The sequence below is a fragment of the Pseudomonas monsensis genome (assembly GCF_014268495.2).
Lineage (GTDB): Bacteria > Pseudomonadota > Gammaproteobacteria > Pseudomonadales > Pseudomonadaceae > Aquipseudomonas > Aquipseudomonas monsensis.
In genome coordinates, this window is record NZ_CP077087.1 from 3,598,762 (window position 1) to 3,618,967 (window position 20,206).

The window sequence follows — 20,206 nt, forward strand, 5'->3', positions numbered from 1 at the left end:
GCCTTGAAAAAGGGCTGAGCCGGTGACGGTTCAGCCCTTTTTTGTTGAGAGACCGCTTATGCGCCGCGTCCACGCTGTCATTCTGTCACTGCTCCTGCTGTCCCTCAGTGCCTGCGCGCTGTTTCCCAACCGCGATCCGGTCAACATCAACGTGGTCGGCCTCGAACCGTTGCCGAGCCAGGATCTGGAAGTGCGCTTCGCGATCAAATTGCGCGTGCAGAACCCCAACGAAACCGCCATCGACTACAACGGCATTGCCCTGGATCTGGAGGTCAACGGCCATTCACTGGCGTCGGGGGTCAGTGATCAGAGCGGTTCGATCCCGCGTTTTTCCGAAACCATCGTCAGCGTGCCGGTGAGCATTTCCGCGTTCTCGGTGTTGCGCCAGACCCTGGGCCTCAGCCAGACCCAAACCCTCGATAACCTGCCCTACGTGCTGCACGGCAAACTTGCCGGCGGTTTGTTCGGCACCATGCGTTTCGTCGACAGTGGCAAGCTCAGCCTGCCCAAGGCCAGTGCCGCGACCTGGTAAAAATGCGCTAGCCTGCGCGTTCGTCCAGAACACTCATGGAGGCCGCTGGTTTATGGAAGACACACCGACGCTGTACACCGAACGGCTGATCCTGCGCCCACTGCAACTGGAGGACGCCGAAGCCGTGCAACGCCAGTTCCCGCACTGGGAGGTCGTGCGCTATCTGAACGTTGCCGTTCCCTGGCCCTACCCGGAGAATGGTGCGCTCAGCTATCTGCGTGACATCGCCTTGCCAGCGGTGGCGGCGGGCCAGGAGTGGCACTGGTCGATTCGCCTCCAGCGCGCACCGCAACAGTTGATCGGCGCTATCAGCCTGATGGATCAACCAGACAATCATCGTGGCTTCTGGCTGGCGCCGGCGTGGCAAGGTCAGGGTTTGATGACTGAAGCCAGCGTGGCGGTAACCGATTACTGGTTCAAAACGCTCAATCGCCCGCTGATGCGCGTGCCGAAAGCCGCGCCGAACCTCGGCTCGCGCAGGCTGTCCGAGCGCGCCGGCATGCGCCTGATCCGAACCGATGAAGACGATTTTGTCGCCGGCCGCCTGCCTCGGGAAATCTGGGAAATCACCCGCGAGCAATGGCTGCAACAGCGCACCCCCTGAAGGTCTGCGGCCATCGGCAAATCATGAGGTGAAGCGCACGCCGGGTTTCGCTCGCTCGTCAACGGACAGTTCGAACACATCCGGTCGGGCGTAATGGCCGACCACGTCATAGTCATAGCGGGCGCGAACCAGTTCATCGGTGTCGATTTCGGCGGTCAACAACCCGGCCTCGCCACGCAATGGCCCGGCCAACACATCGCCCATTGGCCCGACGATCACGCTGCCGCCGGCAATCAGCGGACGATCCGCCGGCCAGTTCGCAATCTCCACCCCCAGAGCCTGCGGCGACGCCTGCACCTGACAGGCGCTGACCACAAAACAGCGGCCCTCATGGGCGATATGACGCATGCTGACCTGCCACATCTCCCGCTCATCCACCGTCGGCGCGCACCACACTTCGATGCCTTTGGCATACATCGCCGTGCGTAGCAGCGGCATCATGTTTTCCCAGCACACCACCGCGCCGAGCTTGCCGACCTGGGTGTCGAGCACCGGCAACGTCGAGCCGTCGCCCTTGCCCCAGATCAGGCGCTCAGTGCCGGTCGGCATCAGCTTGCGGTGCTTGGCCAGCAGCCCGGCTTGCGGATCGAAATACAGGGCCGTGCAATGCAACGTACTGCCCGCACGTTCGATAACACCAATGACCAGATGGGCGCCGGTGCGCGCCGACAGACCGGCCAAGGCCTCGGTTTCGGCGCCCGGCACATTGATCGCGTTGGCGAAATACCGCGCATAAGCCTCACGGCCTTCCGGCAAGCGATAGCCCAGTTGCGTGCCGAAGCCTTCGCCTTTCGGATAACCGCCGAGCAACGCTTCGGGCATCACCACCAGGGCTGCGCCGGATTCGATAATCGCGGTTTCCCAGCTCAGGATCTGTTCCAGGGTTTCGCCTTTACCACCGGGCAAGGCGCCGATCTGCAAGGCAGCAACAATTGATTTGGGCATCGCGGTAACTCCATCAGGTTCAGAGGTTGCTGATTGTCCGGCGCCACGCGATCATGAATAAAGCCCCGTTCACTGCTGAATGATATGAGCCAAATGAATATCGCTGCCGTCGACCTCAATCTGCTGAAAGTCTTCGAAGCCCTGCATGAAGAATCCAGTGCCAGCCGCGCGGCGCTGCGGCTGGGCGTCACCCAATCGGCCGTCAGCGCGGCATTGCGCCGCTTGCGTGAAGTCTATGGCGATCAATTGTTCGTGCGCACCGGGCGCGGACTGGCGCCGACGCTCAAGGCCGATCAGTTGAAACCGGTGGTCAGCGAAGCACTGAACAAGTGTCGGCAGAGCCTGGCCATGATCGACCCGACCACCGAGCACTACGAGGGCCGCTCAGTGACGATCGGCCTGTCAGATGATTTCGAAATTGCCTACGGCCGGCGCCTGATCGAGGAAATCGCCCACAGTGCGCCGAAACTGCGGCTGATTTTCCGTCAGACCCACAGTCAGATCGTCGCCCGGGCGCTGATGGAGCGCCATTTTGATCTGGCGATCACCGCTGGCGGCTTTGCCGAACGTCTGCTCAGCCGTCAGGTATTGGGTGAAGGCGGTTATGCCTGTCTGGTCGATCCTGCGAGTCTGGTGCCCGGCCAGCCGCAAATGGACCTGGAGGCGTTCGTCGCCCGCGAGCACCTGCTGGTGTCGTCCGGCGGCTTTATCGGCATTACCGATGAGGGCCTGGCCGCGCTGGGCCTGAGTCGACGCGTCTGTGCCTCGACCACGCATTTTGCCGCGCTGCCGTATCTGCTCACGGGCAGTCAGGCAGTGGCGACGATTCCGGCACATGCCGCCCGGAGCATCGCGGCGCTCAGTGGGCTGAGCGTGCTGCCCTGCCCACTGGCCTTGCCGCGTTATCCGATTGAACTGGGTTGGCGCACCAACGCCCAGACCGACCCGGTGGTGGTGAAAGTGCGTGAAGCGATTGTTCGCTGTTTCGCCCGCGATTAAGGCTGCTTACTTGTTGGCAGCCATCAAGCGGTTGACCTCACTGCGTACCATGTTGGCGAACTCTGGTGGCGACATGCCGTCCAGTTCCGCGCGGACCCATTCGGCCCACTTCCCCTTGCGCTTGGCACGTTCACCGAACAACCGTGCGGCTTCGCCTTTGGCTTTGCCCAGATTGTTCTGCCAGAGTTCGAACAGACGGGATTTCTCGTCTTCCAGCGCGGCGCGCTCGGCGAGGGATTTGTCGGCCAGATTGAAACTCATGGGGAATTATCCTGCTGCGTAAAATGGCGACATCTTACACGCTTGGTGTAAATCTCCGGCGCTGGTTTTTCTTCCAGGAGAAATTCGGTGCAACTTTTCAAGTACCGCCATACTCCATTGATCACTGTCCATTCAACTGCAAGGAGTCACCCAATGGCCCGGAAATCCGCCGTGCAAGCTGCCGAAGACCAAATCAAGGATCAAGCCTTCAGCGAACTTCAGGCTCTGATCGAAGAGTCGGACAAACTGCTCAAAAGCAGCGCTTCACTGATCGGCGAGGAAGCGGAAACCCTGCGCGGACAAATCGCTGTGAAACTGCAGCAGGCGCTGGACTCGGTATCGAGCGTGCGCGATCGCACCAAACCGGCGGTCGATGCCACCGAGAACTACATCGGCGGCCATCCGTGGCAGACCGTGGCCATCTCGGCCGGTTTCGGTCTGGTAGTCGGCTTGTTGCTGGGCCGCCGTTAAGCAACGGGCAGACAACGAAAGGCGAGCCTCAGGGCTCGCCTTTTTCTTGCGCGCAACGAAATTACTGTCCTGCCAGTTCGCGCAACTGCGCCAGCGTCTGCTGATCCAGCAGGATGCCTTCGGCCAGTGAACGGGCGCGCTGGGCGTGTCGACGATCACCGGGCAAACGCTTGAGCCCGACACCGTGCATCTGCCGCACCAACTCCTCGCTGCGCTCGGCAAAACTCTGCCCGGCCGCCTTGCTCGGGTCGATGACGATCAGCAATTGCCCGGTCCACGGGGTTTTCGCGCCGGGGTGCCCGGACCAGTCAAACTCGAAAGAAAAGTTGCCGCCGGTCAGCGCCGCTGCCAGCAGTTCCACCATCATCGACAGCGCCGAGCCCTTGTGCCCGCCAAACGGCAACAGCGCGCCGCCTTCAAGAATCGCTTTGGGGTCCTGGGTCGGCTGGCCGAGGCTGTCCACACCCATGCCTGCCGGCAATCGTTCGCCCTTGCGCGCGGCGATCTGCACATCGCCATGGGCGATGGCGCTGGTGGCAAGGTCGAAGACAATCGGTGCGGCACCGGCGCGCGGCGCGGCAAAGGCGATCGGGTTAGTGCCGAACAGCGGGCGGTCGGCGCCGTGCGGCACCACGCAGGTCATGCTGTTGACCACACTCAGCGCGACCAGGCCTTCATCGGCAAAAGGTTCGACATCCGGCCACAGTGCGGCGAAGTGATGGGAGTTGCGAATCGCCAACACCGCGATCCCCGCCTGGCGCGCCTTCTCCACCAGCAATGACCGGGCGGCGGCCAGTGCTGGCTGGGCGAACCCGTTGCCGGCGTCGACCCGGACAAACCCGGAAGCCACGTCTTCCACCTGCGGCACGGCATGGCCATTGACCCAGCCGCTTTTCAGGGTCGAGACGTACCCGGGAATCCGGAAGACACCGTGGCTATGGGCACCATCGCGCTCGGCACTGGCGCAGTTGGCGGCCAGCACCCGGGCCACTTCGTCAGACGTGCCGTGGCGCAGGAAAATCGTTTCAAGCAGTTGCGTCAGCGCGTCGAGCGATACCGACGACGAGGCAGCAGAGGACACATGATCGTGTGGCGCAGACATCTGAAGCTCCAGAATGATTATTGGAGGGAACAACAGCGTATGGACAATTTGCCAGTCGATTAACCATGCCCGGGCTGCCGCCTGTCAACCCTCAATAACGCCGCGATCATCGCGAGCGTGCCCGCCGCGCACCCGCCTGACAGACATTTACCTGCAACGTGCAATAACTATCTACCACCTGTGAATCGCGCCCCCCTCCTAGTCTCGTGCCTCCTTCTGACGGCGCTCATCAGTGCGCCCCGCAAAGAGACTTGAAGATGCTCAATCCCGTCGCTGCGCTGTTATTTCCCGAAGCCCTGAAATACAAGGGGCTGAGGGCAGAACTCGGCAAGACCCACGGCCTGAACGACAAAGATTTCGACTGGTTGGCCCATGTCACGCTGGTGACCCAGGCACTGCGCAGCCAACAGTCGCCACCGATGCTGGCCCAAAGCGTTCAGATCAAGGCAGGCACCCTGCCCGCCCTGACATTGGCCGGGGTGTTCATCCTCAGTGCAACGCCGGACGACTGCGGTGCCATCCTCTATACCCCGTACGGCGGCATCAAGAAATACGACAGCCTCCCGGCCCTGCAGACAGCGTTGCGCAACCATCTGGAAAGCACGGATGAAGATGACGACATGTTCGCGTTTCTGGCCTTGGCCCAGCGCCGGCAGGTGACCGCACACAGTCGCCTGACGCTGAGCTACGAAACCATCGAAGGCGATATTTTTGCTCATCAGGGCGCCGCGATTCAGGCGGCCCAGCAACTGAACGCCGAAGCCATGCTCGATGAGTTGAAACAACTGCCGTCTCTGGCCTCGTTGCTGGAGAAGATTCTCGATGGCCGGCTCAGCCCGCACTTCCCCAACATTGAGCAGACGCTGTCGCGCGTCAGCTTCTATAGCACTGTGCAGGCCGACGGCAGCGCCCCGGACAAGACCGGTAAACACTGGCACGACTCAATGAGTCTGAGTGAAGCGGTGCTGAGGCTGTATCACCGAGACTGGCCGGCGAACCGGTTGCACGAGTTCTCCAATCCGGGCCATGACCCTGCCAGCGGTGACCAGGCCACCTGGGAAGCCGCCCTCAAGGAAGTGGCGGGCAAACTGGTGATGTGGCTGTTTCGCGAAATGGAACGCTATTGGGATGGACCCTCCGCCGACGGTTCGCCGCGCCGCGTCTTTTTCGCCAAGGCCCTGACGGAACAGGCTCGGGCCGACCTGATGATCAAACGCGAAAGCGAAATCCTCACTGCCAGCCAGTTTGCCACCCTGCACCAGATGATCAGCCCGGCGAGCCTGCCGGGCGGCCGTCCGATCCTGGAAAACGTGCGTTTGTGGGAGTACGAACCCAATTACGTCGAACTGGCGGGCTCGCTGATGATCAGCCATGCCAACGCCTTTCTTTACACCCCGAGCATGGGCTTGCAGGTGCTCCAGGACTACAACGATCTGAAGGACACCGTGCACAGCAAGTTTCTCGCGCCCGGCCATGAAGACGAACTGTTCGGTCTGCTGAGCCTGGAAGAGCGCAAACGCTTCATTGGCTTCGGCAACCCGTATGTCAGCGGAGAAAGTCTCGCCGGCGAGACCTTCGCCGTGCTGTTCGAGGCGATCATTACCAAGCAACGCAAGAACATCGAATTCGCCTTACAGGTGTTCAGCCTCAGCGATGGCACCGTCGATATCCATGCACTGTTCGACAAGGCGCTGGATATTCGCTCGATGATCCATGAACGCTTGCTGGAACTGAACACCGGCGAACGCTGGTCCACCCGCCCGGCACTGCCCGGGGTTCAACAGGCGTCCGAGGTGCTGGCGGAAAAAACCCGCGAGCGGGTACGCACCCTTGCCAACCGCGAAGCCTTGCTCGCCGGCGCGTTCCGGGTTCAGCCCAGTGCCGTTGTGACCGAGCAGCGCCGGTACCTTGAAAATCTGCAACCACTGCTCGCCGACGGCTGGGTGGAAGGGATCACGGGGGAGGCGCAGTTGCGGGTGCTGAGTGGCTCGCTCAGGGCCGACATCAAGGCAATAGTCGATACGGTATTCACCACCGAGCACGCCAACCGCGATAACCGGGGCTCGCTCAACGGCTTCCGGCCAGATGCCTGGTCGCTGACCCTCGACAGTGCCTCAGGGCAGACGCAATTGCCGCTGGCACACTGCGTGATGCTGACCGAACGCGGCGGCCTCGATGCGGCACACTCGGGGCACGCCGTGCTGTGGACACCCGCGACGGGGCTTGAGGTTTTTGCCGACGTCGTCGATGCACGACGAGTGCTGAACCAGCGACTGAAAGACAGTGTGGGACGCCTTGCCCTCGTCGAAAATCTTGCTCCGAAAGATCGTCAGTTCCACCAGGACTACACCTTGGGTGCACTGCAACTGATCAAAGGCGATGTGTCCCGACATTCGATGCAATCGGCGATCGAGTATTTTCTTGCGCGCTGCGATCAGGCTCGCCAGCGCCTGCACGGCGACAGCCGCCTGGCATCGGTCCTGACGACGCTGAAAAAAACCGTGATCGACACCAACCTGTTGCGCACCCTTCAACTGGGCAAGGCCATTGACCAGCAGCAGTCGCTGCCTGCCTGGCTGGGCATGGCGTCGCCACAGGATCAACAACGGCATCTGGAGCTGCTCGAGCAATGGCGCCACAGTGTCACCGATCACAAGGATTACCTCAGTGACCTCCCCGACCTTGCCAACTACGTAGACCGACGCTTGAAGACGCTGCTCGATCAACGCTTTCCCGGTAACCGGCTCGAGCCGAAACAGATCAGGATCACTCCCAACCTCACCCTGGCAGGGCCCCCACGCCCGCTTAGCGAGTTTGCCCTGAACCATATCAACGTGGCTCAGAGCACCGGATTCAAGGTTGCCTCCACCACCACGCAGGCGTTACCCCAAGGCTTTGATCAAAACGCTGTGCGGCGCTTGCTGCTGTCGCTGGACATTTCCACCACCTACAGCCAACAGGTAGCGAAGACGCTCGCGCCCGGCAGTGACAGTGCCGAAGTGCGTCAACAGCGCTTCCTTCGGCAACTGCCCTGGCAATTGCTGCAACACGCCCACGGATTGAAACTGCAACAGCGATTGTCCGCCAAGGCATTCGACTACCTCTGTCAGGTGTTCGACATGCCCGACGGCGTTGCACGCGCGACGGTCGAGGGTGCGCATGCGCTTGTCGCACCGTTGTCGCTGGCCAAGACGGCCGGAGTGACGGCCGTGGAAGTTCCGGGCCTGTACGTGATTGGACCGGGTAACGGAGATCAAGGCCCGCTAGTGCTTTATTCACTGTATGCCGACGAGGTGTTCCATGAATTCGAGGAACCGCAGGGGCTGATCGCCGCCCTGAACAAACCGGGGGCCTTGCAGGACCTGCTGCTGCGCCGCTTGCCAACGGAGCAGCAGGCTGTGTTTCAACGGCTGCTGCAATCCAGCGTTGGCGAAACCAGTGAAATGGTCCACGTCGGGATCCCTGTTCAGGGCAACCTGCTGGCACGATTGTTCACTGACAACCTTGCGCTGTTGCAGCGCTTTCTCGGCTGTCAGTCCCTCCCTGCGGCGCAAGATGACTGGGAGGCTGCGAAGAATCTGTTCAGCAAGGGCATCCACCTGCTGTCCAGATTGTTGCCGGGCAAGTTGTCTTACGTGACGTTTCTCTGGCAAGCCTACAAAGACTTCAAGGATTCGGCCGAAGCCCTCCAGAACCACCACTGGAAACAGGCCTTGCAGGCGTTCATTGGCGGCGCCGTGCAGATGCTGAGTTTGAGTCGCGAGAGTCTGCAGGACGCCGAAGACGTGCCAGCCAGGGTCGAAGCGCCAGCCGTTGAAGACGCGACGTCGCCGTCCGCCGCGCAAGCACCGACATGGCATCACATGCGCACGACTTCCCCGCTGCGCACCGAGTTGCAGTCATTCGAAACCCACGCGGTGGCCCTCGCAGACCTCAAGCACAATCGCAGGACCGGGGTTTACGAAGACAGCATAAGCGGACACAGCTACGCCACCGTCGGAGGCAAAGTCTATGGTGTCGAACAACCCGGCGCCGTCTGGCAACTGGTCAACGGTGCCACGCCTGGCCCGTCGTTAAGAATGCACGGTACGCACCTGGTGATCGCTGCCGACCGCCATACCGCTCACTTCGGCAAAGTCGTCTCCAGACTGTACGAGCCCTACAGACTCGAGCGGGAACGTCGGGCGGTTCTGAACATCGAGGCCGTCGGAATGAAGGACATTCAGGCACAGCATCCACGAAAAGCTCAAGCTATCCAGCAGGCCGTCGACCTAGCGCGGTTCTACGCCTTCAACAGTTTGCACAATCTGGCGCTCTTGAAAAACAATGCCCCGAGTCTTCGACTGGAGGCGTTCTTCAGAGATTTTTTTGGTGTGCAGCAAGTGGATACCGGGCTGTTGAAAAAAATCCACAATGCAATCGTGCCCATTTGCAACGCACTGGTGGACCCGGATGACGACCTGATGAACACCGACCGCTTCGTCGTCGGTTCGAACACCGCCTACTCATCAATCATTGCATTCGTGCTCAATAACGATCAGCGCAAACGGGTGCACTTCACCGAACACTTCTTCAACCCGGCTCTGGATCGCTACAACGCGGTAATGACTCAGCCTTTCGATGTCGATGCTCACGCTCAGGCGGCGACATTGATTCACGAGTTCGCCCATCAGTTCTGCAAGGCTGAAGACATTGCCTCGCTGGAGTCGCGCCGACCGTTTGCCGATCTGATTTCGACCGTCACGCTGCTGGGACTGTCGATGCGACACGATCTGCAATCCTTCCAGCGTCGGGCGCTTTCATTGGCCACACCCAGGGACGAACTGTTTTCACACTGGAGCAGAACAAGAAACACCTATGTGAACCTGGATCAGGCCCCTGGTGGCAAAGACTTGAGCAAAATCATTCTCGATCTGACCTCGAGCCCGACGCTTGACGAGGCACGCACGGCGTTTCTTGATCAGGGCTCATCGGACATACGCATCGACGTGATTTTGCGCAATGCCGATTCGATCGCCCACCTGATTTGCGAAATGGGTCGCCAGCTCGATCCGCCGCCGGCGATCACGCCCTGATTGCGCAAAAAAAAACGCAGGTTTAACAACCTGCGCTTCCATTGGCGGCGTAGGGAATCAATCCTTCTGATCCCGCAGCACATTGCCCGAGGCACCGTCGATGCGGAACTCGTAGACGGCCCCATCGGCCTTGCGCCCCTCGCCTTTCCAGTAACCGTCGTTGTCGGCTTCGATCTCGTAGACCTCGACATAACCGGCCTTGGTCTTGACGATTTCAATGGCTTTTTCGATGGTCACCCAGCCTGCGCCCGGTCTGTCCGCCATCGCGGCACCCGCAGTAAGCAACGTGGCAGCAGCAATCACTGCGGCGAAAGTGTTCTTGATCATTTTTTCACTCCATTTATGGCTAAGTCTTCCAATGTGTCCCGCTTTTTGGGCGCCGGAGCGAAAAATAAGTTCCACTTTGATGGGTAGTTGCCATAACGCAGGTTCTCGGCAACTTCCGGTCAAGGTTAGAATGTGCGAAATCAGGACGAGTCAATGACCCAAGATACTCTCTCGGAAACCGAATACGATGCGATCACCGATGCCGCCGCGCAGTGGTGCATGCGTCTGCACGCGGCCGACTGCACGGACCAGGAGCGTCGCGCCTTCGAACAATGGCGTGATGCGCATCCCCTGCACGCGTTCGAGTACGAGGCGATGCTGGAAATCTGGGAAGTCGCCGAGCACCTGCCGCGCCCCGAGACTGCCGTGGATGTTGCGCCTCGCCAGCCGCCGCGGTCATGGCGGCAATACGCGGTCGTCGCCGGTCTCTGCACCCTGGCTCTGCCGCTGGCGGCTTATGCCGGCTGGAACCTGGGCTGGGTGCCCGACAGTTACCAGCATTACGCCGCTACCGACACGGTGCGCCAGGTCACCCTGAGCGATGGCAGCCAGCTCGAACTGAACCTGAACACCGAATTGACCTTCAGCAACTACAAGGACGAACGGCGCGTCACCCTGAAAAAAGGTGAAGCGTTTTTTTCCGTCAGTCATGACACGCAGCACCCGTTTGTCGTTCGTGCAGGCGAAGGCAGGATTCGGGTAACAGGCACGCGTTTCAATGTCTGGATGTATCAAGACCAGGTGCGGGTCAACCTGATCGAGGGCTCGGTGCTGGTGAGCAGCAATACCGCACTGCCAGGCGATGGCTTGCGCCTTGGGCCGTCGATGCAGGCACGTTACAAACACGGCGACTACATGCCACAGATCAGCCAGACCTACCCCAACGACACCGCACTGGCCTGGCGCAGCGGCAAACTGGTGCTGGACAACCTGACGCTCAATGAAGCCCTGCCGCTGATCAACCGCTACCTCAACACGCCTTTGATGCTGGCCGACAGCAACACCGGGCTGATTCGGGTGGGTGGCATTTACAACATCAAAGAGCTGAATAACCTGGCCGGCTCGCTGCCGAAAGTGCTGCCGGTCTATCTGACCCGCAACAAGGAAGGCAATCCGGTGATCAACCCGATCCCGCAGCAACCGCCAAAAAACTGAAGGCCGCACTTCCGTGGAAGGCGGCCTTCAAGTCTGACGCAACAACGACAGCCGTTACCGGGCTGCCACCTTCCCGCCTTTGTCTGCCGCCTCACTGACGTTCTGCACCTGATACTGCGGATCAGCCTTGATCTGCTGTTCGGTAAACGGCAGCACGCTCCATTGCTTCTTCGAAAACGCTTCGGTCTGATCACGGGAATACTTCGACGCCGGGTCGCTGGACAGCGAGAACGCCAACAGCCCCTGGGCGTGCGGGCCCTTCTCGTCGAACGTCACCACTTGCAGATAGCTGGTGCCGCTGACCACTTCCAGCTTGCCGTCTTCACGGGGCACGCTCTGGATCGCGTTGTAGATGCCCAGGGTTCCCGGCCCGCCATGGATCGGCGTCTGCTGCCCGCCACTGCTGACCACCTGGATATCCCCCCAGCGCGTATCCGGTTTGAGGCCCATTTTGTTGGTCATCACCACCGATGCCAGCATCGCTTCACGCAGCGCCTTGGCCACCGCTGGCTGCTCGACAGCCAATCCGCGCGGCGTGTGGCGGGCATCCTTCGGATCAAACGCCACGCGCCAGATATCGGAGGATTTCTGCAGCGTTTGCATAATGTTCTGAAAGTGCACCAGGCCCAGGCGCGAATCCAGATTGGCTCGCCCGTCCCAGGCCTTGAGGCTGGCGCACAGCGGTTGCAACGCTTGCGCATCGGCACCGAGGTCGCCGGCACAGAACCTCAGCAAATCCGGCAGCACCTGAGTCGCCAGATACACCTGATCGTCCATCACCATGTGCTGCAAATCCTTCACCCCCAACGGCCCTTGTTGACCCGGATTGCCCAGGCGCGCCAGGGCATAGCGTGAACGCCAGCCCAGCGGTTGCCCTTCCTGGCTGATCAGTGGCGAGAACCCCGTCAGCGGTTGCGCCGGGTTGGCCAGCCAGGCGGAGTCGTTGGAGTGCTGCACAAAATCCTTGCGCAACAGTTGTGGCAGTTGGCTGGCGGCATAAATACCCTTCTGCGCTGCGTTCGGATCAATGTCCCAGGCACACGCGCTGTGGCTGCCATCGAGCACGATCATTTGCGTACCCATGCGCGGATCGCTGCATCTGGCCAGTTTCTCGGCGTTGACGTTCGGCACCACCGACAGGTTCATGTATAGCGTCTGCCCCTTGTCATCCACGGCCAGCGTATTGACCCAGGGAATGCCCTGAACCTTGTGCACCGACGCTTGCAGTTGCTCAAGACTGGTCGCCTGATTCATCGTGTACCACTGATTCAGCACGCGATCGTTTTCGAGGTTGGCATCGCGCAGGCTGTAGGCGTACTGATGGTCCCAGTCGAGCTTGCCCGGCCATTGCACAATCGGTCCAAACTGCGAACTGTAGAGGTCACGTGTCACAGCGGTAACCTGGCCGTCGGCCTGTTTGACCTGAACAGTCACGGTTTGCTTGCTCATCGGCAGCGATTGGCCATCGAGCAGATAGCGCGTCGGATCTTTCGGGTCGAGTTGCAGGCGATACAGGGTGAAATGCTTCGAGGAGTCGACGGTATGGGTCCAGGCAAGGTGCTGGTTGAAACCGATGTTGATCATCGGCAACCCAGGCAACGCGGCGCCCATCACGTCGAGCTTGCCGGGGATGGTCAGGTGCATCTGATAGAAGCGCATGCCGCCGACCCAAGGGAAATGCGGATTGGCCAGCAGCATTCCGCGGCCATTGAACGAGCGCTCGCTGCCCACCGCCACGGCGTTACTGCCGCGATCCAGGGCAAAACGCTGCTGGCGGGCATCGGCCAGTTGATAAGCCCGTGAGTCGTGGTTGATGGCGGCAGTCGCTTGCGGCGGAGTGGCGCCAGCCAATGCCTCGGCAAACTGACCGACACCGCCCTCGACCAGCAGACGACGAGTGAGCCTGACCACATCCTGCGCTGCGATGTCACGTACCCATTCACCCTGACATTGCTGCGGCAGGCCCTGCTGCCGGCGTTCGGCCAGATAGCGGTTGTAACCGGCGGCGTAGCCTTCGACCAGGTCACGCACCGGGGTCGGCTGAGCCTGCCAGAAAGCCTGCACCGCCTCCGGCGTATTGAGCCAGGTAAAGAACATATCGCTGACACGGTTCTCGCGCTGTTCGACGGTCAACTGCTCAGGGCCGAAATAGCGCGAACGCTCACCGTTGACCGTAACGATTTCGTTGGCCAGCAGGCACAGGTTGTCTTGCGCGTAGGCATAGCCAATGCCGAAACCGAGGCCGCGTTCGTTTTCGGCGCGGATGTGCGGCACGCCAAATCCGGTGCGCCGAATATCGGCACTGGCCGCAGTGGCCGGGCTGAACGCATGGGCCGACACGCTCAGCCCGAGAAACATACCGGCGACGGTGAGTTGCAAGCTTCTGGCAACAAACTTCGAGTCAAAGCACAACCCGTCCCGTGATTCCGAATGTTCAACTTGCCGCTTGCAGCTCGAAGCTTGCAGCTGCTTCCGTCCGGTTAATTGCCTGGAAATAATCACGCTCGCTCCTGATCGAAATGCCGAAGAGCGGATCACGCCAACCGTGGAAAACGACACAGGCTACGCTCCGCTCTGAAAACACCCACGCGTCCACGCGCAATGAGCCTGAGCAAGAAACGAAGCCGGAGAAAAAAATTTAGCCCGCGTGACAGCGGATACAAGCCGTGATTACAAGGAAAGAACGAATTTCCGACAAATTTTCCACATTTTTTCTTTCATGATTTGTCGTGCTGATACGTCTTGTTTAGAGAACGCCCCAATAACCCTCCCGATCAGACTCTGAAAGGAGCCATCGCATGTACAACTCGCAACTACCAACGGACGGTAGCCAGGCGCAACAAGGAGCTTCCATGAGCCCCCACGCGAGCGATTTCGGGCCACGTGTCGACCGTCACGGTAACGAGCGAATCCGCCTGCTGCTGAAAAGTTTCGGGCTGCGCACCAGCCTGATTCGCCTCAAAGTCCTCGACGCCCTGCTGGTCGCCGCGCAGACCGATCGTCGTCTGGGCGTGCGCGGTGTCCATACCCAATTGCTGGATCTGGATATTCCGCTGTCCTTCCTCAGTGTGCGCGAAGTCCTCAAGCGCCTGTGCGCTGAAGGTGTGATTACCTTCAACGCCGACAAGAGTTACAGCCTGCATCCACAGGCTGCAGCCGTCCTCAACAACGATTGAAAGGCGCGGCGATCGCCGTCAAGGCTTGACCTTGCGGCGCATCACACCATTGATCACCACCACAACCACTGCCACGCCAATGGCGATGTACTGGAATGTCTTCTCGTCGATCTTCCCGGCGTTCTGCAGCCAGGACAGGCCAAGCATGATCACCAGCACAGACACGGCGATCAGAATCGAATATATCAAGCGTTGCTTCTGGGTCATTGCGGTTTCCTGAACCTTTGGAATGTATCCGGTTTGTATCCGTTTGCATGCCATGCGCTTACCCTTTTACGGGGATGCGCCGCGACATTCGGGGTCTCATGTTACAGCCGATGAAGAGTTTTGGCTTCATGACGGCGTAACCATGAGGATTTTTGAAATGCTGCGTCGAATCACCTGGCTGATTCCCGTTCTTGCCCTGCTGACCCTGAGTGGCTGCATCATCTTCCCCCACGGCGGCTGGCACGATGACCATCACCGTTATTACCAGGGCGGCCCTGGCTATTATCAACATCGTTAAGTGATGAACTTCTGATATAACCCGAGTCCAATTATTTCCCGCCATTCAATGCGCTTACGCAATGTAGGCGCATTTTGCGTAAAGTATCTGCAAAACCAGTAGGACGATTCGCCATCAACTGTAATACCTCCTCCCAAAGTAAAAATACGCAAACTATAGATATATACCGTCACACCAAATCCATATAAACCCGCATAGCCGCCCCTTACTCTCTGCACTCTTGCTGTTTAACTTGATGAACCAGAAAGCATATGCAGAGAATTTTGATAAACATCCCTCCCACACGAGCGCTCGGATTCTGTCTGGCACTGACCTTGTTTGAACTGACCACTTACATGGCCAGTGACATGATCATGCCGGCCATGTTGAAGGTCATCCATACGTTTAATGCCGATAGCCGTCATGTTCCCTATGCGTTCAATCTGTATTTGCTCGGCGGTGTCTGCCTGCAAGGGCTGATTGGCCCCTTGTCCGATCAACTGGGGCGGCGGCGCATGTTACTGGCCGGTTGTGCGCTGTTCAGCGCGGCCTGCGCGGCGGCGTTCGCTGCCGGCAGCATAGAAGCGTTCAACCTGCTGCGGCTGGTGCAAGGCATGAGCCTGGGTTTTGTCGTCGCCGTCAGTTACCCCGCCCTTCAGGAAGTCTTCTGCGAGGCCGACGCCGTACGCTTGATGGCCTTGCTCGGCAACGTCGCGTTGCTGTCTCCGTTGCTCGGCCCGCTGGTTGGCACCCTGCTATTGGAATGGCTCGACTGGCGCGAACTGTTTCTGATGCTTGGCCTGGTCGCCACGCTGGCCTGGCTCGGGTTGTATGCCTTCATGCCGGAAACCGTGGGGGCGCTGCGCCGTGACGGTAAACGCCTGGCAAGCATTCCTTTCTCCTGGCGCCATACCCGGCAGCGTTATCAGGCATTGCTGGGCAACCACCGCTTTCTCGCCGCCAGCCTCGCCCTGGGCCTGATGAGCCTGCCACTGATTGCCTGGATCGGCCTCGCACCGGTGTTATTGATGCAGCAGCAAGGCCTGACGCCCCTGGCGTACGGGCTATGGCAAATCCCGGTTTTCGCGGCGGTCATCGTCGGCAATCTGTTGCTTGACCGGCTGTTGCTCACCCAGCCGCTGCCGCGTCTGGTCAGCCTGGCGCTGTGGCCTTTTTGTCTCGGTCTGGGCGCGCTGATCGTATCCAGTCAGCTCGGTGCCGGGTTGCAGGCCGTCGTCGCCAGTCTCGCGCTGTATGCGGTGGGCCTGGGCATGAGCAATGCGGCGCTGTATCGGCTGGCCCTGTTCTGCAGCGAGGACAGCAAAGGCCTGGTCTCGGCGCTGATCGGCATGCTTTCCATTACCGTGATGGGCGCCGGCGGCGCGCTGATTGCCGCGTCTGGCGGGGGTAACAGCTTGTCACTGTTTGCCCTTTGGGCGGCCGGCGGCGGCCTGCTGGCCCTGCCCCTGCTGCTGGGCTTCCTCTCCAACAACACGTCCCACTCCGCATCAACTCCATAAGGCTCGAACATGACCGGTTTACCTCTCAGCGATGCGCTTTGCGCGTCAGCGGCGCCCTATTGCCCGAATTCCGTGCCATCGGGTCTCTTCGAACACGCCATGGCCGAAATCAGCCGGTTTCACAGCGAGCAGACCCCCGGTTACACGCGTTGGTTGAACGCTAACGGACTGCAGATCAACGACCTGGACAACCTCGATGACTGGTCGCGCCTGCCACCGATCTTCGCCAGTTTTTTCAAACGGCAATTGCTGCTCAGCGCCACCGGCGAAACGGCCCTGGAACTCACCTCCTCCGGCACCAGCGGCGAAAAAAGCCGCATGCGTTACGACGAGCGCAGCCTTACCGCTGCCCAGTTCATGGTTGCGCGCATTTTTCATCATTACCACTGGCACACGCCCGACACGCCATGCAATTACCTGATCCTGGGTTACGAACCGGAGGAGCGCATCGCCCTCGGCACCTCTTACACCGACCAGTTCCTGTGCAGTTTCGCCCCGGTCAATCGCGTGTGTTACGCCCTGCGACGCACCGGCAACGGACATCAATTCGATCTGTTCGGCGTCATCGCTGCCCTGCAAGCCTTTGCCGAAGAAGGCTTGCCGGTAAGGATTTTCGGCTTCCCGGCGTTCCTCTGGCAGACCCTGCAACAGATGCAGGCCACCGCTGTCGCCGACCTGCGCCTGCCGGCCCGCTCGCTGGCGTTTTTCGGCGGTGGCTGGAAAACCCGGGCGGCACAGGAAATTCCACGGGCGCAGTTGTATGCGCAGATTCACCGACAACTGGGGATCGACCTGGCGAATTGTCGCGACGGCTATGGCGCAGTCGAGCATGCCGTGCCCTATATCGAATGCGCTCACCACCGCTTCCATGTGCCGGTCTATTCGCGGGTCTACGTGCGCAATCCCGCAGACTTTTGCGTCTTGCCCTACGGCGAACGTGGACTGCTGGGCTTCGTTTCGCCCTACATCTCCTCCAGCCCCGCCCACGCCGTGGTGATGAGCGATCTCGCCACTCTGCATCCGGGCTCCAGCTGTGGCTGCGGGCTTTCCACCGACTGGTTTGAATTACATGGCCGCGCCGGCACCACGGCCAGCAGAAGCTGTGCCATGGCGGCGGCCGAATTGTTAGGGAGTCATTGAAATGTATTTACTTGACGGACACCTGTGCACACCCGACAGCCTCGATCAGGCGCTGGCGTCACTGCTTGAAAACCTGCCGCGACAACTGAGTGCTCCCCTGGCAAGTGCCACGATCATCGACGCGGCGCAACGGTTTGCCGAACAACTGCGCGACACCGATCTGCCGCTCGATGCCGAGCAACGCCAGGGGTTGATCGAGTTCTGCCAGGCTGAAGCGCTGTGCGGCAAACTCGAGCGCGAACTCGGTATGCAGCCGCACTCGCTGCACCGCTTCGACTACCGGCTACCGCGTTTCGAACGCTGGAGCCCCTTGGGCCTGGTGGTGCACATCACCCCGGGCAATGCGCCGTTGCTGGCATTTTGCGCAGTGATCGAAGGCCTGCTCGCGGGGAACGTCAACTGGCTGCGCCCGAGCAGCAGCGATCAAGGGCTGACCGCACGCCTGCTCCACGCCTTGCTGCAATGCGATCCGAGCGGGCAGCTCGCCAGTTACGTGGCCGTGCTGCCGGTGACCACCGCGCAAATCGGCGCACTGTGCCGACACGCCAATGGCGTCGCGGCCTGGGGCGGCGAATCGGCGTTGCAAGCCATACGACAGCAGCTCCCGCTCGGTTGTCGCTGGATCGATTGGGGCCATCGCATTAGCTTTGTCTACCTGACCGCCAGCGCCGCTTCCGCGCAGGCACTGGAGGCCGTGGCCGACGAAGTCTGCCGACTCGATCAGCAAGCCTGTTCCAGTCCGCAATGGCTGTTGGTCGACAGCGACGATCCGGCAGTCCTGCGTGACATCGGTGCCCGCCTCGCCCAGGCCTTCACACGCCGCGCCGAACACTGGCCAGCCCTGGTGCCGACCGTGCAGGAAGCGGCGCAAATCACCACGCACGTACAGATGGAGCGGCTGGGGCAAAGCTTTGCCGGCAAGACCGGGCAGACCTGGAGCGGCCCCGGCTGGCGGGTGATCTGGAGCCATGATCGTCAACTCGGCCCGTCCCCGTTGTTTCGCAGTGTGCTGCTCAAGCCCGTGCCGCGCTCGCTGCTCGGCACGACCCTGCTGACCTGGCGCAACGTCTTGCAAAGCTGTGCAGTGGTCTGTGAGGACGCCGAGATCGCCGAACTGGCGCAGACATTGATCAGCGCCGGCGTGACCCGCATTGCCCCGGTCGCGGCGATTCACGACGGTTATGCCGGCGAGCCCCACGATGGTGTCTACGCGTTGCAGCGCCTGAGCCGTCGCGTGTCGGTCAGCCTGTCGCAGACTGCGCTGTCCGCACAGGCCAGCCTTGATTGCCAACCCGCGCCGGCGCTGCAAGGCGCGCAGCCCATCATGACTAAAGAGGCGTTTGCCGCCCAACCGATCAACCCGAAGGCGCAGCTGTTGTTCCGCTCGGGCGGCACCAGCGGCACCCCGGCGCTGGCGGGTTTCAGCTATCGCGATTTTCAACGACAAATGCGCGCGACCGCTGACGGCCTGTTCGCCGCCGGTCTTGATCCGGTGCACGACCGGGTGATGAACCTGTTCTTCAGTGGCGCAATGTACGGCGGCTTCTTCAGCTTTGCCAAAGTCCTCGAACTGTTGCAGGTCACGCACCTGCCGATGGGTGCGCCTGGCGATGATGATTACCGGGACATTGCGCAACTGATCATCGCGCAGCGGGTGACGGTGTTGATCGGCATGCCGAGCACGGTACACCGGCTGTTCCTCAATGAAGGCCAGCATCTGCGGGCCTACGGCGGGGTCGCCAAAGTGTTTCTCGGCGGTGAGCACCTGAGCGGACACACCCGTGAACTGCTACAAGACTGCGGCGTTTCAAGTGTGCGCTCGGCGGTGTACGGCAGCGTGGATGCCGGGCCACTCGGCCACGCCTGCGCGGCCAGCGCCGACGGCGTGTTTCATTTGATGAGCGATATCCAGCAACTGGAAATCGTTGAGTTTGCGCAAGACGTTCCGGTGAAGGGCAACGAGACCGGCCGATTGGTGTTCACCTCGCACGGCCGCGAAGGTCATTCCATCACGCGCTATGACATCGGTGACAGCGGACGCTGGGTCGACGGGGCGTGCGCGTGCGGCCTGAGATCGCCACGCTTCGAATTGTTGCAACGTCACGGCAAGCTGATACGCATTGGCAGCGATTTCATTTCCCTGAGCGAATTGACGCAGCGTCTGCAGGTGCCGTTTCAATTAGTCCTCGACCACGCCCCCGACGGCAGGGATCGCCTGCAGTTGCGCAGCGAACTGACGTCGTCGGAAGTACTTGCGCGGCTCGCGGACTATTCAACTTTAACGACCCTTATCGAGAGCGGTTTGTTAGTGATGGAAGTTGAAGTCTGTGTACCCGGAAAGTTCACCCGTAACGCCCACAGTGGCAAAACCGCCGCGGTGATTGATGCGCGCCGTTAGTTCTTATTCACCCGTAC

17 protein-coding genes are annotated in these 20,206 nt (G+C 60.6%); 11 read left to right on the forward strand and 6 right to left on the reverse strand.

Annotated features, from left to right (window positions below; translation table 11 throughout):
• The first annotated feature begins 58 nt into the window (after window positions 1–58).
• Together HV782_RS15875 and HV782_RS15880 are read left to right on the forward strand one after the other, a co-directional pair.
• The gene (locus HV782_RS15875) at window positions 59–532 is read left to right on the forward strand and encodes an LEA/WHy family protein (protein ID WP_128613710.1); all 474 of its coding nucleotides are present in this window, start codon (window positions 59–61) and stop codon (window positions 530–532) included.
• Window positions 533–584: 52 nt separating this feature from the next.
• Window positions 585–1,136 (forward strand): GNAT family N-acetyltransferase, encoded by a 552-nt coding sequence (locus HV782_RS15880; protein WP_128613709.1) that lies wholly within the window; start codon window positions 585–587, stop codon window positions 1,134–1,136.
• Between the two features lie 21 nt (window positions 1,137–1,157).
• Here HV782_RS15880 and HV782_RS15885 read toward each other — a convergent pair whose 3' ends face one another.
• A complete protein-coding gene (locus tag HV782_RS15885; protein WP_123468999.1) occupies window positions 1,158–2,081 on the reverse strand; it encodes a carbon-nitrogen hydrolase family protein in 924 nt (307 codons plus the stop codon).
• An 84-nt stretch (window positions 2,082–2,165) separates the two neighbouring features.
• Here HV782_RS15885 and HV782_RS15890 point away from each other — a divergent pair, with 84 nt between their 5' ends.
• Entirely contained in the window at window positions 2,166–3,080 is a 915-nt protein-coding gene (locus tag HV782_RS15890) for a LysR family transcriptional regulator (protein ID WP_186746875.1), read from the forward strand.
• A gap of 6 nt (window positions 3,081–3,086) precedes the next feature.
• Here the strand turns inward: HV782_RS15890 and HV782_RS15895 are convergent, their stop codons facing one another.
• Window positions 3,087–3,341 (reverse strand): hypothetical protein, encoded by a 255-nt coding sequence (locus tag HV782_RS15895; RefSeq protein ID WP_038363082.1) that lies wholly within the window; start codon window positions 3,339–3,341, stop codon window positions 3,087–3,089.
• 153 nt (window positions 3,342–3,494) lie between these two features.
• On the opposite strand from HV782_RS15895, the gene HV782_RS15900 reads away from it, so the two are divergent.
• The gene (locus HV782_RS15900; protein ID WP_123469003.1) at window positions 3,495–3,812 is read left to right on the forward strand and encodes an ElaB/YgaM/YqjD family protein; all 318 of its coding nucleotides are present in this window, start codon (window positions 3,495–3,497) and stop codon (window positions 3,810–3,812) included.
• Between the two features lie 61 nt (window positions 3,813–3,873).
• Here HV782_RS15900 and HV782_RS15905 read toward each other — a convergent pair whose 3' ends face one another.
• Window positions 3,874–4,914 (reverse strand): Ldh family oxidoreductase, encoded by a 1,041-nt coding sequence (locus HV782_RS15905; RefSeq protein ID WP_128616415.1) that lies wholly within the window; start codon window positions 4,912–4,914, stop codon window positions 3,874–3,876.
• A gap of 257 nt (window positions 4,915–5,171) precedes the next feature.
• Between HV782_RS15905 and HV782_RS15910 the strand changes: the two genes are divergently transcribed.
• A complete protein-coding gene (locus HV782_RS15910) occupies window positions 5,172–9,989 on the forward strand; it encodes a dermonecrotic toxin domain-containing protein (protein ID WP_186746873.1) in 4,818 nt (1,605 codons plus the stop codon).
• Between the two features lie 57 nt (window positions 9,990–10,046).
• Here the strand turns inward: HV782_RS15910 and HV782_RS15915 are convergent, their stop codons facing one another.
• Window positions 10,047–10,316: a PepSY domain-containing protein gene (locus tag HV782_RS15915; protein WP_128616414.1), complete on the reverse strand. Its 270-nt coding sequence runs from the start codon at window positions 10,314–10,316 to the stop codon at window positions 10,047–10,049.
• Window positions 10,317–10,469: 153 nt separating this feature from the next.
• Here HV782_RS15915 and HV782_RS15920 point away from each other — a divergent pair, with 153 nt between their 5' ends.
• Window positions 10,470–11,471, forward strand: a complete 1,002-nt coding sequence (locus HV782_RS15920) for a FecR family protein (RefSeq protein ID WP_186746871.1) — start codon at window positions 10,470–10,472, stop codon at window positions 11,469–11,471.
• A 54-nt stretch (window positions 11,472–11,525) separates the two neighbouring features.
• Here HV782_RS15920 and pvdQ read toward each other — a convergent pair whose 3' ends face one another.
• Window positions 11,526–13,850 (reverse strand): bifunctional acylase PvdQ, encoded by a 2,325-nt coding sequence (pvdQ, locus tag HV782_RS15925; RefSeq protein ID WP_437180128.1) that lies wholly within the window; start codon window positions 13,848–13,850, stop codon window positions 11,526–11,528.
• A 419-nt stretch (window positions 13,851–14,269) separates the two neighbouring features.
• Between pvdQ and HV782_RS15930 the strand changes: the two genes are divergently transcribed.
• Entirely contained in the window at window positions 14,270–14,647 is a 378-nt protein-coding gene (locus HV782_RS15930; protein WP_128616413.1) for a fe2+ zn2+ uptake regulation protein, read from the forward strand.
• Between the two features lie 18 nt (window positions 14,648–14,665).
• On the opposite strand, the gene HV782_RS15935 is transcribed toward HV782_RS15930, so the two are convergent.
• Window positions 14,666–14,854 carry a hypothetical protein gene (locus tag HV782_RS15935; protein WP_123469017.1) on the reverse strand — a complete coding sequence of 63 codons (189 nt, stop codon included), beginning with the start codon at window positions 14,852–14,854 and terminating at the stop codon, window positions 14,666–14,668.
• A gap of 157 nt (window positions 14,855–15,011) precedes the next feature.
• On the opposite strand from HV782_RS15935, the gene HV782_RS15940 reads away from it, so the two are divergent.
• From HV782_RS15940 to HV782_RS15955, 4 genes are all read left to right on the forward strand, one after another.
• A complete protein-coding gene (locus HV782_RS15940; RefSeq protein WP_007918111.1) occupies window positions 15,012–15,152 on the forward strand; it encodes a hypothetical protein in 141 nt (46 codons plus the stop codon).
• 251 nt (window positions 15,153–15,403) lie between these two features.
• Window positions 15,404–16,651 (forward strand): MFS transporter, encoded by a 1,248-nt coding sequence (locus HV782_RS15945; RefSeq protein WP_186746868.1) that lies wholly within the window; start codon window positions 15,404–15,406, stop codon window positions 16,649–16,651.
• Window positions 16,652–16,660: 9 nt separating this feature from the next.
• A complete protein-coding gene (locus HV782_RS15950) occupies window positions 16,661–17,791 on the forward strand; it encodes a LuxE/PaaK family acyltransferase (protein ID WP_186746866.1) in 1,131 nt (376 codons plus the stop codon).
• A gap of 1 nt (window position 17,792) precedes the next feature.
• Window positions 17,793–20,189: an aldehyde dehydrogenase family protein gene (locus tag HV782_RS15955; RefSeq protein ID WP_186746864.1), complete on the forward strand. Its 2,397-nt coding sequence runs from the start codon at window positions 17,793–17,795 to the stop codon at window positions 20,187–20,189.
• The last annotated feature ends 17 nt before the right edge of the window (window positions 20,190–20,206 follow it).

Bases quoted from the DNA above. Each gene is read 5' to 3' on its own strand.
- HV782_RS15875 (WP_128613710.1), top strand. From the start codon at position 59: ATGCGCCGCGTCCACGCTGTCATTCTGTCACTGCTCCTGCTGTCCCTC.
- HV782_RS15880 (WP_128613709.1), top strand. From the start codon at position 585: ATGGAAGACACACCGACGCTGTACACCGAACGGCTGATCCTGCGCCCA.
- HV782_RS15885 (WP_123468999.1), bottom strand. From the start codon at position 2,081: ATGCCCAAATCAATTGTTGCTGCCTTGCAGATCGGCGCCTTGCCCGGT.
- HV782_RS15890 (WP_186746875.1), top strand. From the start codon at position 2,166: ATGAGCCAAATGAATATCGCTGCCGTCGACCTCAATCTGCTGAAAGTC.
- HV782_RS15895 (WP_038363082.1), bottom strand. From the start codon at position 3,341: ATGAGTTTCAATCTGGCCGACAAATCCCTCGCCGAGCGCGCCGCGCTG.
- HV782_RS15900 (WP_123469003.1), top strand. From the start codon at position 3,495: ATGGCCCGGAAATCCGCCGTGCAAGCTGCCGAAGACCAAATCAAGGAT.
- HV782_RS15905 (WP_128616415.1), bottom strand. From the start codon at position 4,914: ATGTCTGCGCCACACGATCATGTGTCCTCTGCTGCCTCGTCGTCGGTA.
- HV782_RS15910 (WP_186746873.1), top strand. From the start codon at position 5,172: ATGCTCAATCCCGTCGCTGCGCTGTTATTTCCCGAAGCCCTGAAATAC.
- HV782_RS15915 (WP_128616414.1), bottom strand. From the start codon at position 10,316: ATGATCAAGAACACTTTCGCCGCAGTGATTGCTGCTGCCACGTTGCTT.
- HV782_RS15920 (WP_186746871.1), top strand. From the start codon at position 10,470: ATGACCCAAGATACTCTCTCGGAAACCGAATACGATGCGATCACCGAT.
- HV782_RS15930 (WP_128616413.1), top strand. From the start codon at position 14,270: ATGTACAACTCGCAACTACCAACGGACGGTAGCCAGGCGCAACAAGGA.
- HV782_RS15935 (WP_123469017.1), bottom strand. From the start codon at position 14,854: ATGACCCAGAAGCAACGCTTGATATATTCGATTCTGATCGCCGTGTCT.
- HV782_RS15940 (WP_007918111.1), top strand. From the start codon at position 15,012: ATGCTGCGTCGAATCACCTGGCTGATTCCCGTTCTTGCCCTGCTGACC.
- HV782_RS15945 (WP_186746868.1), top strand. From the start codon at position 15,404: ATGCAGAGAATTTTGATAAACATCCCTCCCACACGAGCGCTCGGATTC.
- HV782_RS15950 (WP_186746866.1), top strand. From the start codon at position 16,661: ATGACCGGTTTACCTCTCAGCGATGCGCTTTGCGCGTCAGCGGCGCCC.
- HV782_RS15955 (WP_186746864.1), top strand. From the start codon at position 17,793: ATGTATTTACTTGACGGACACCTGTGCACACCCGACAGCCTCGATCAG.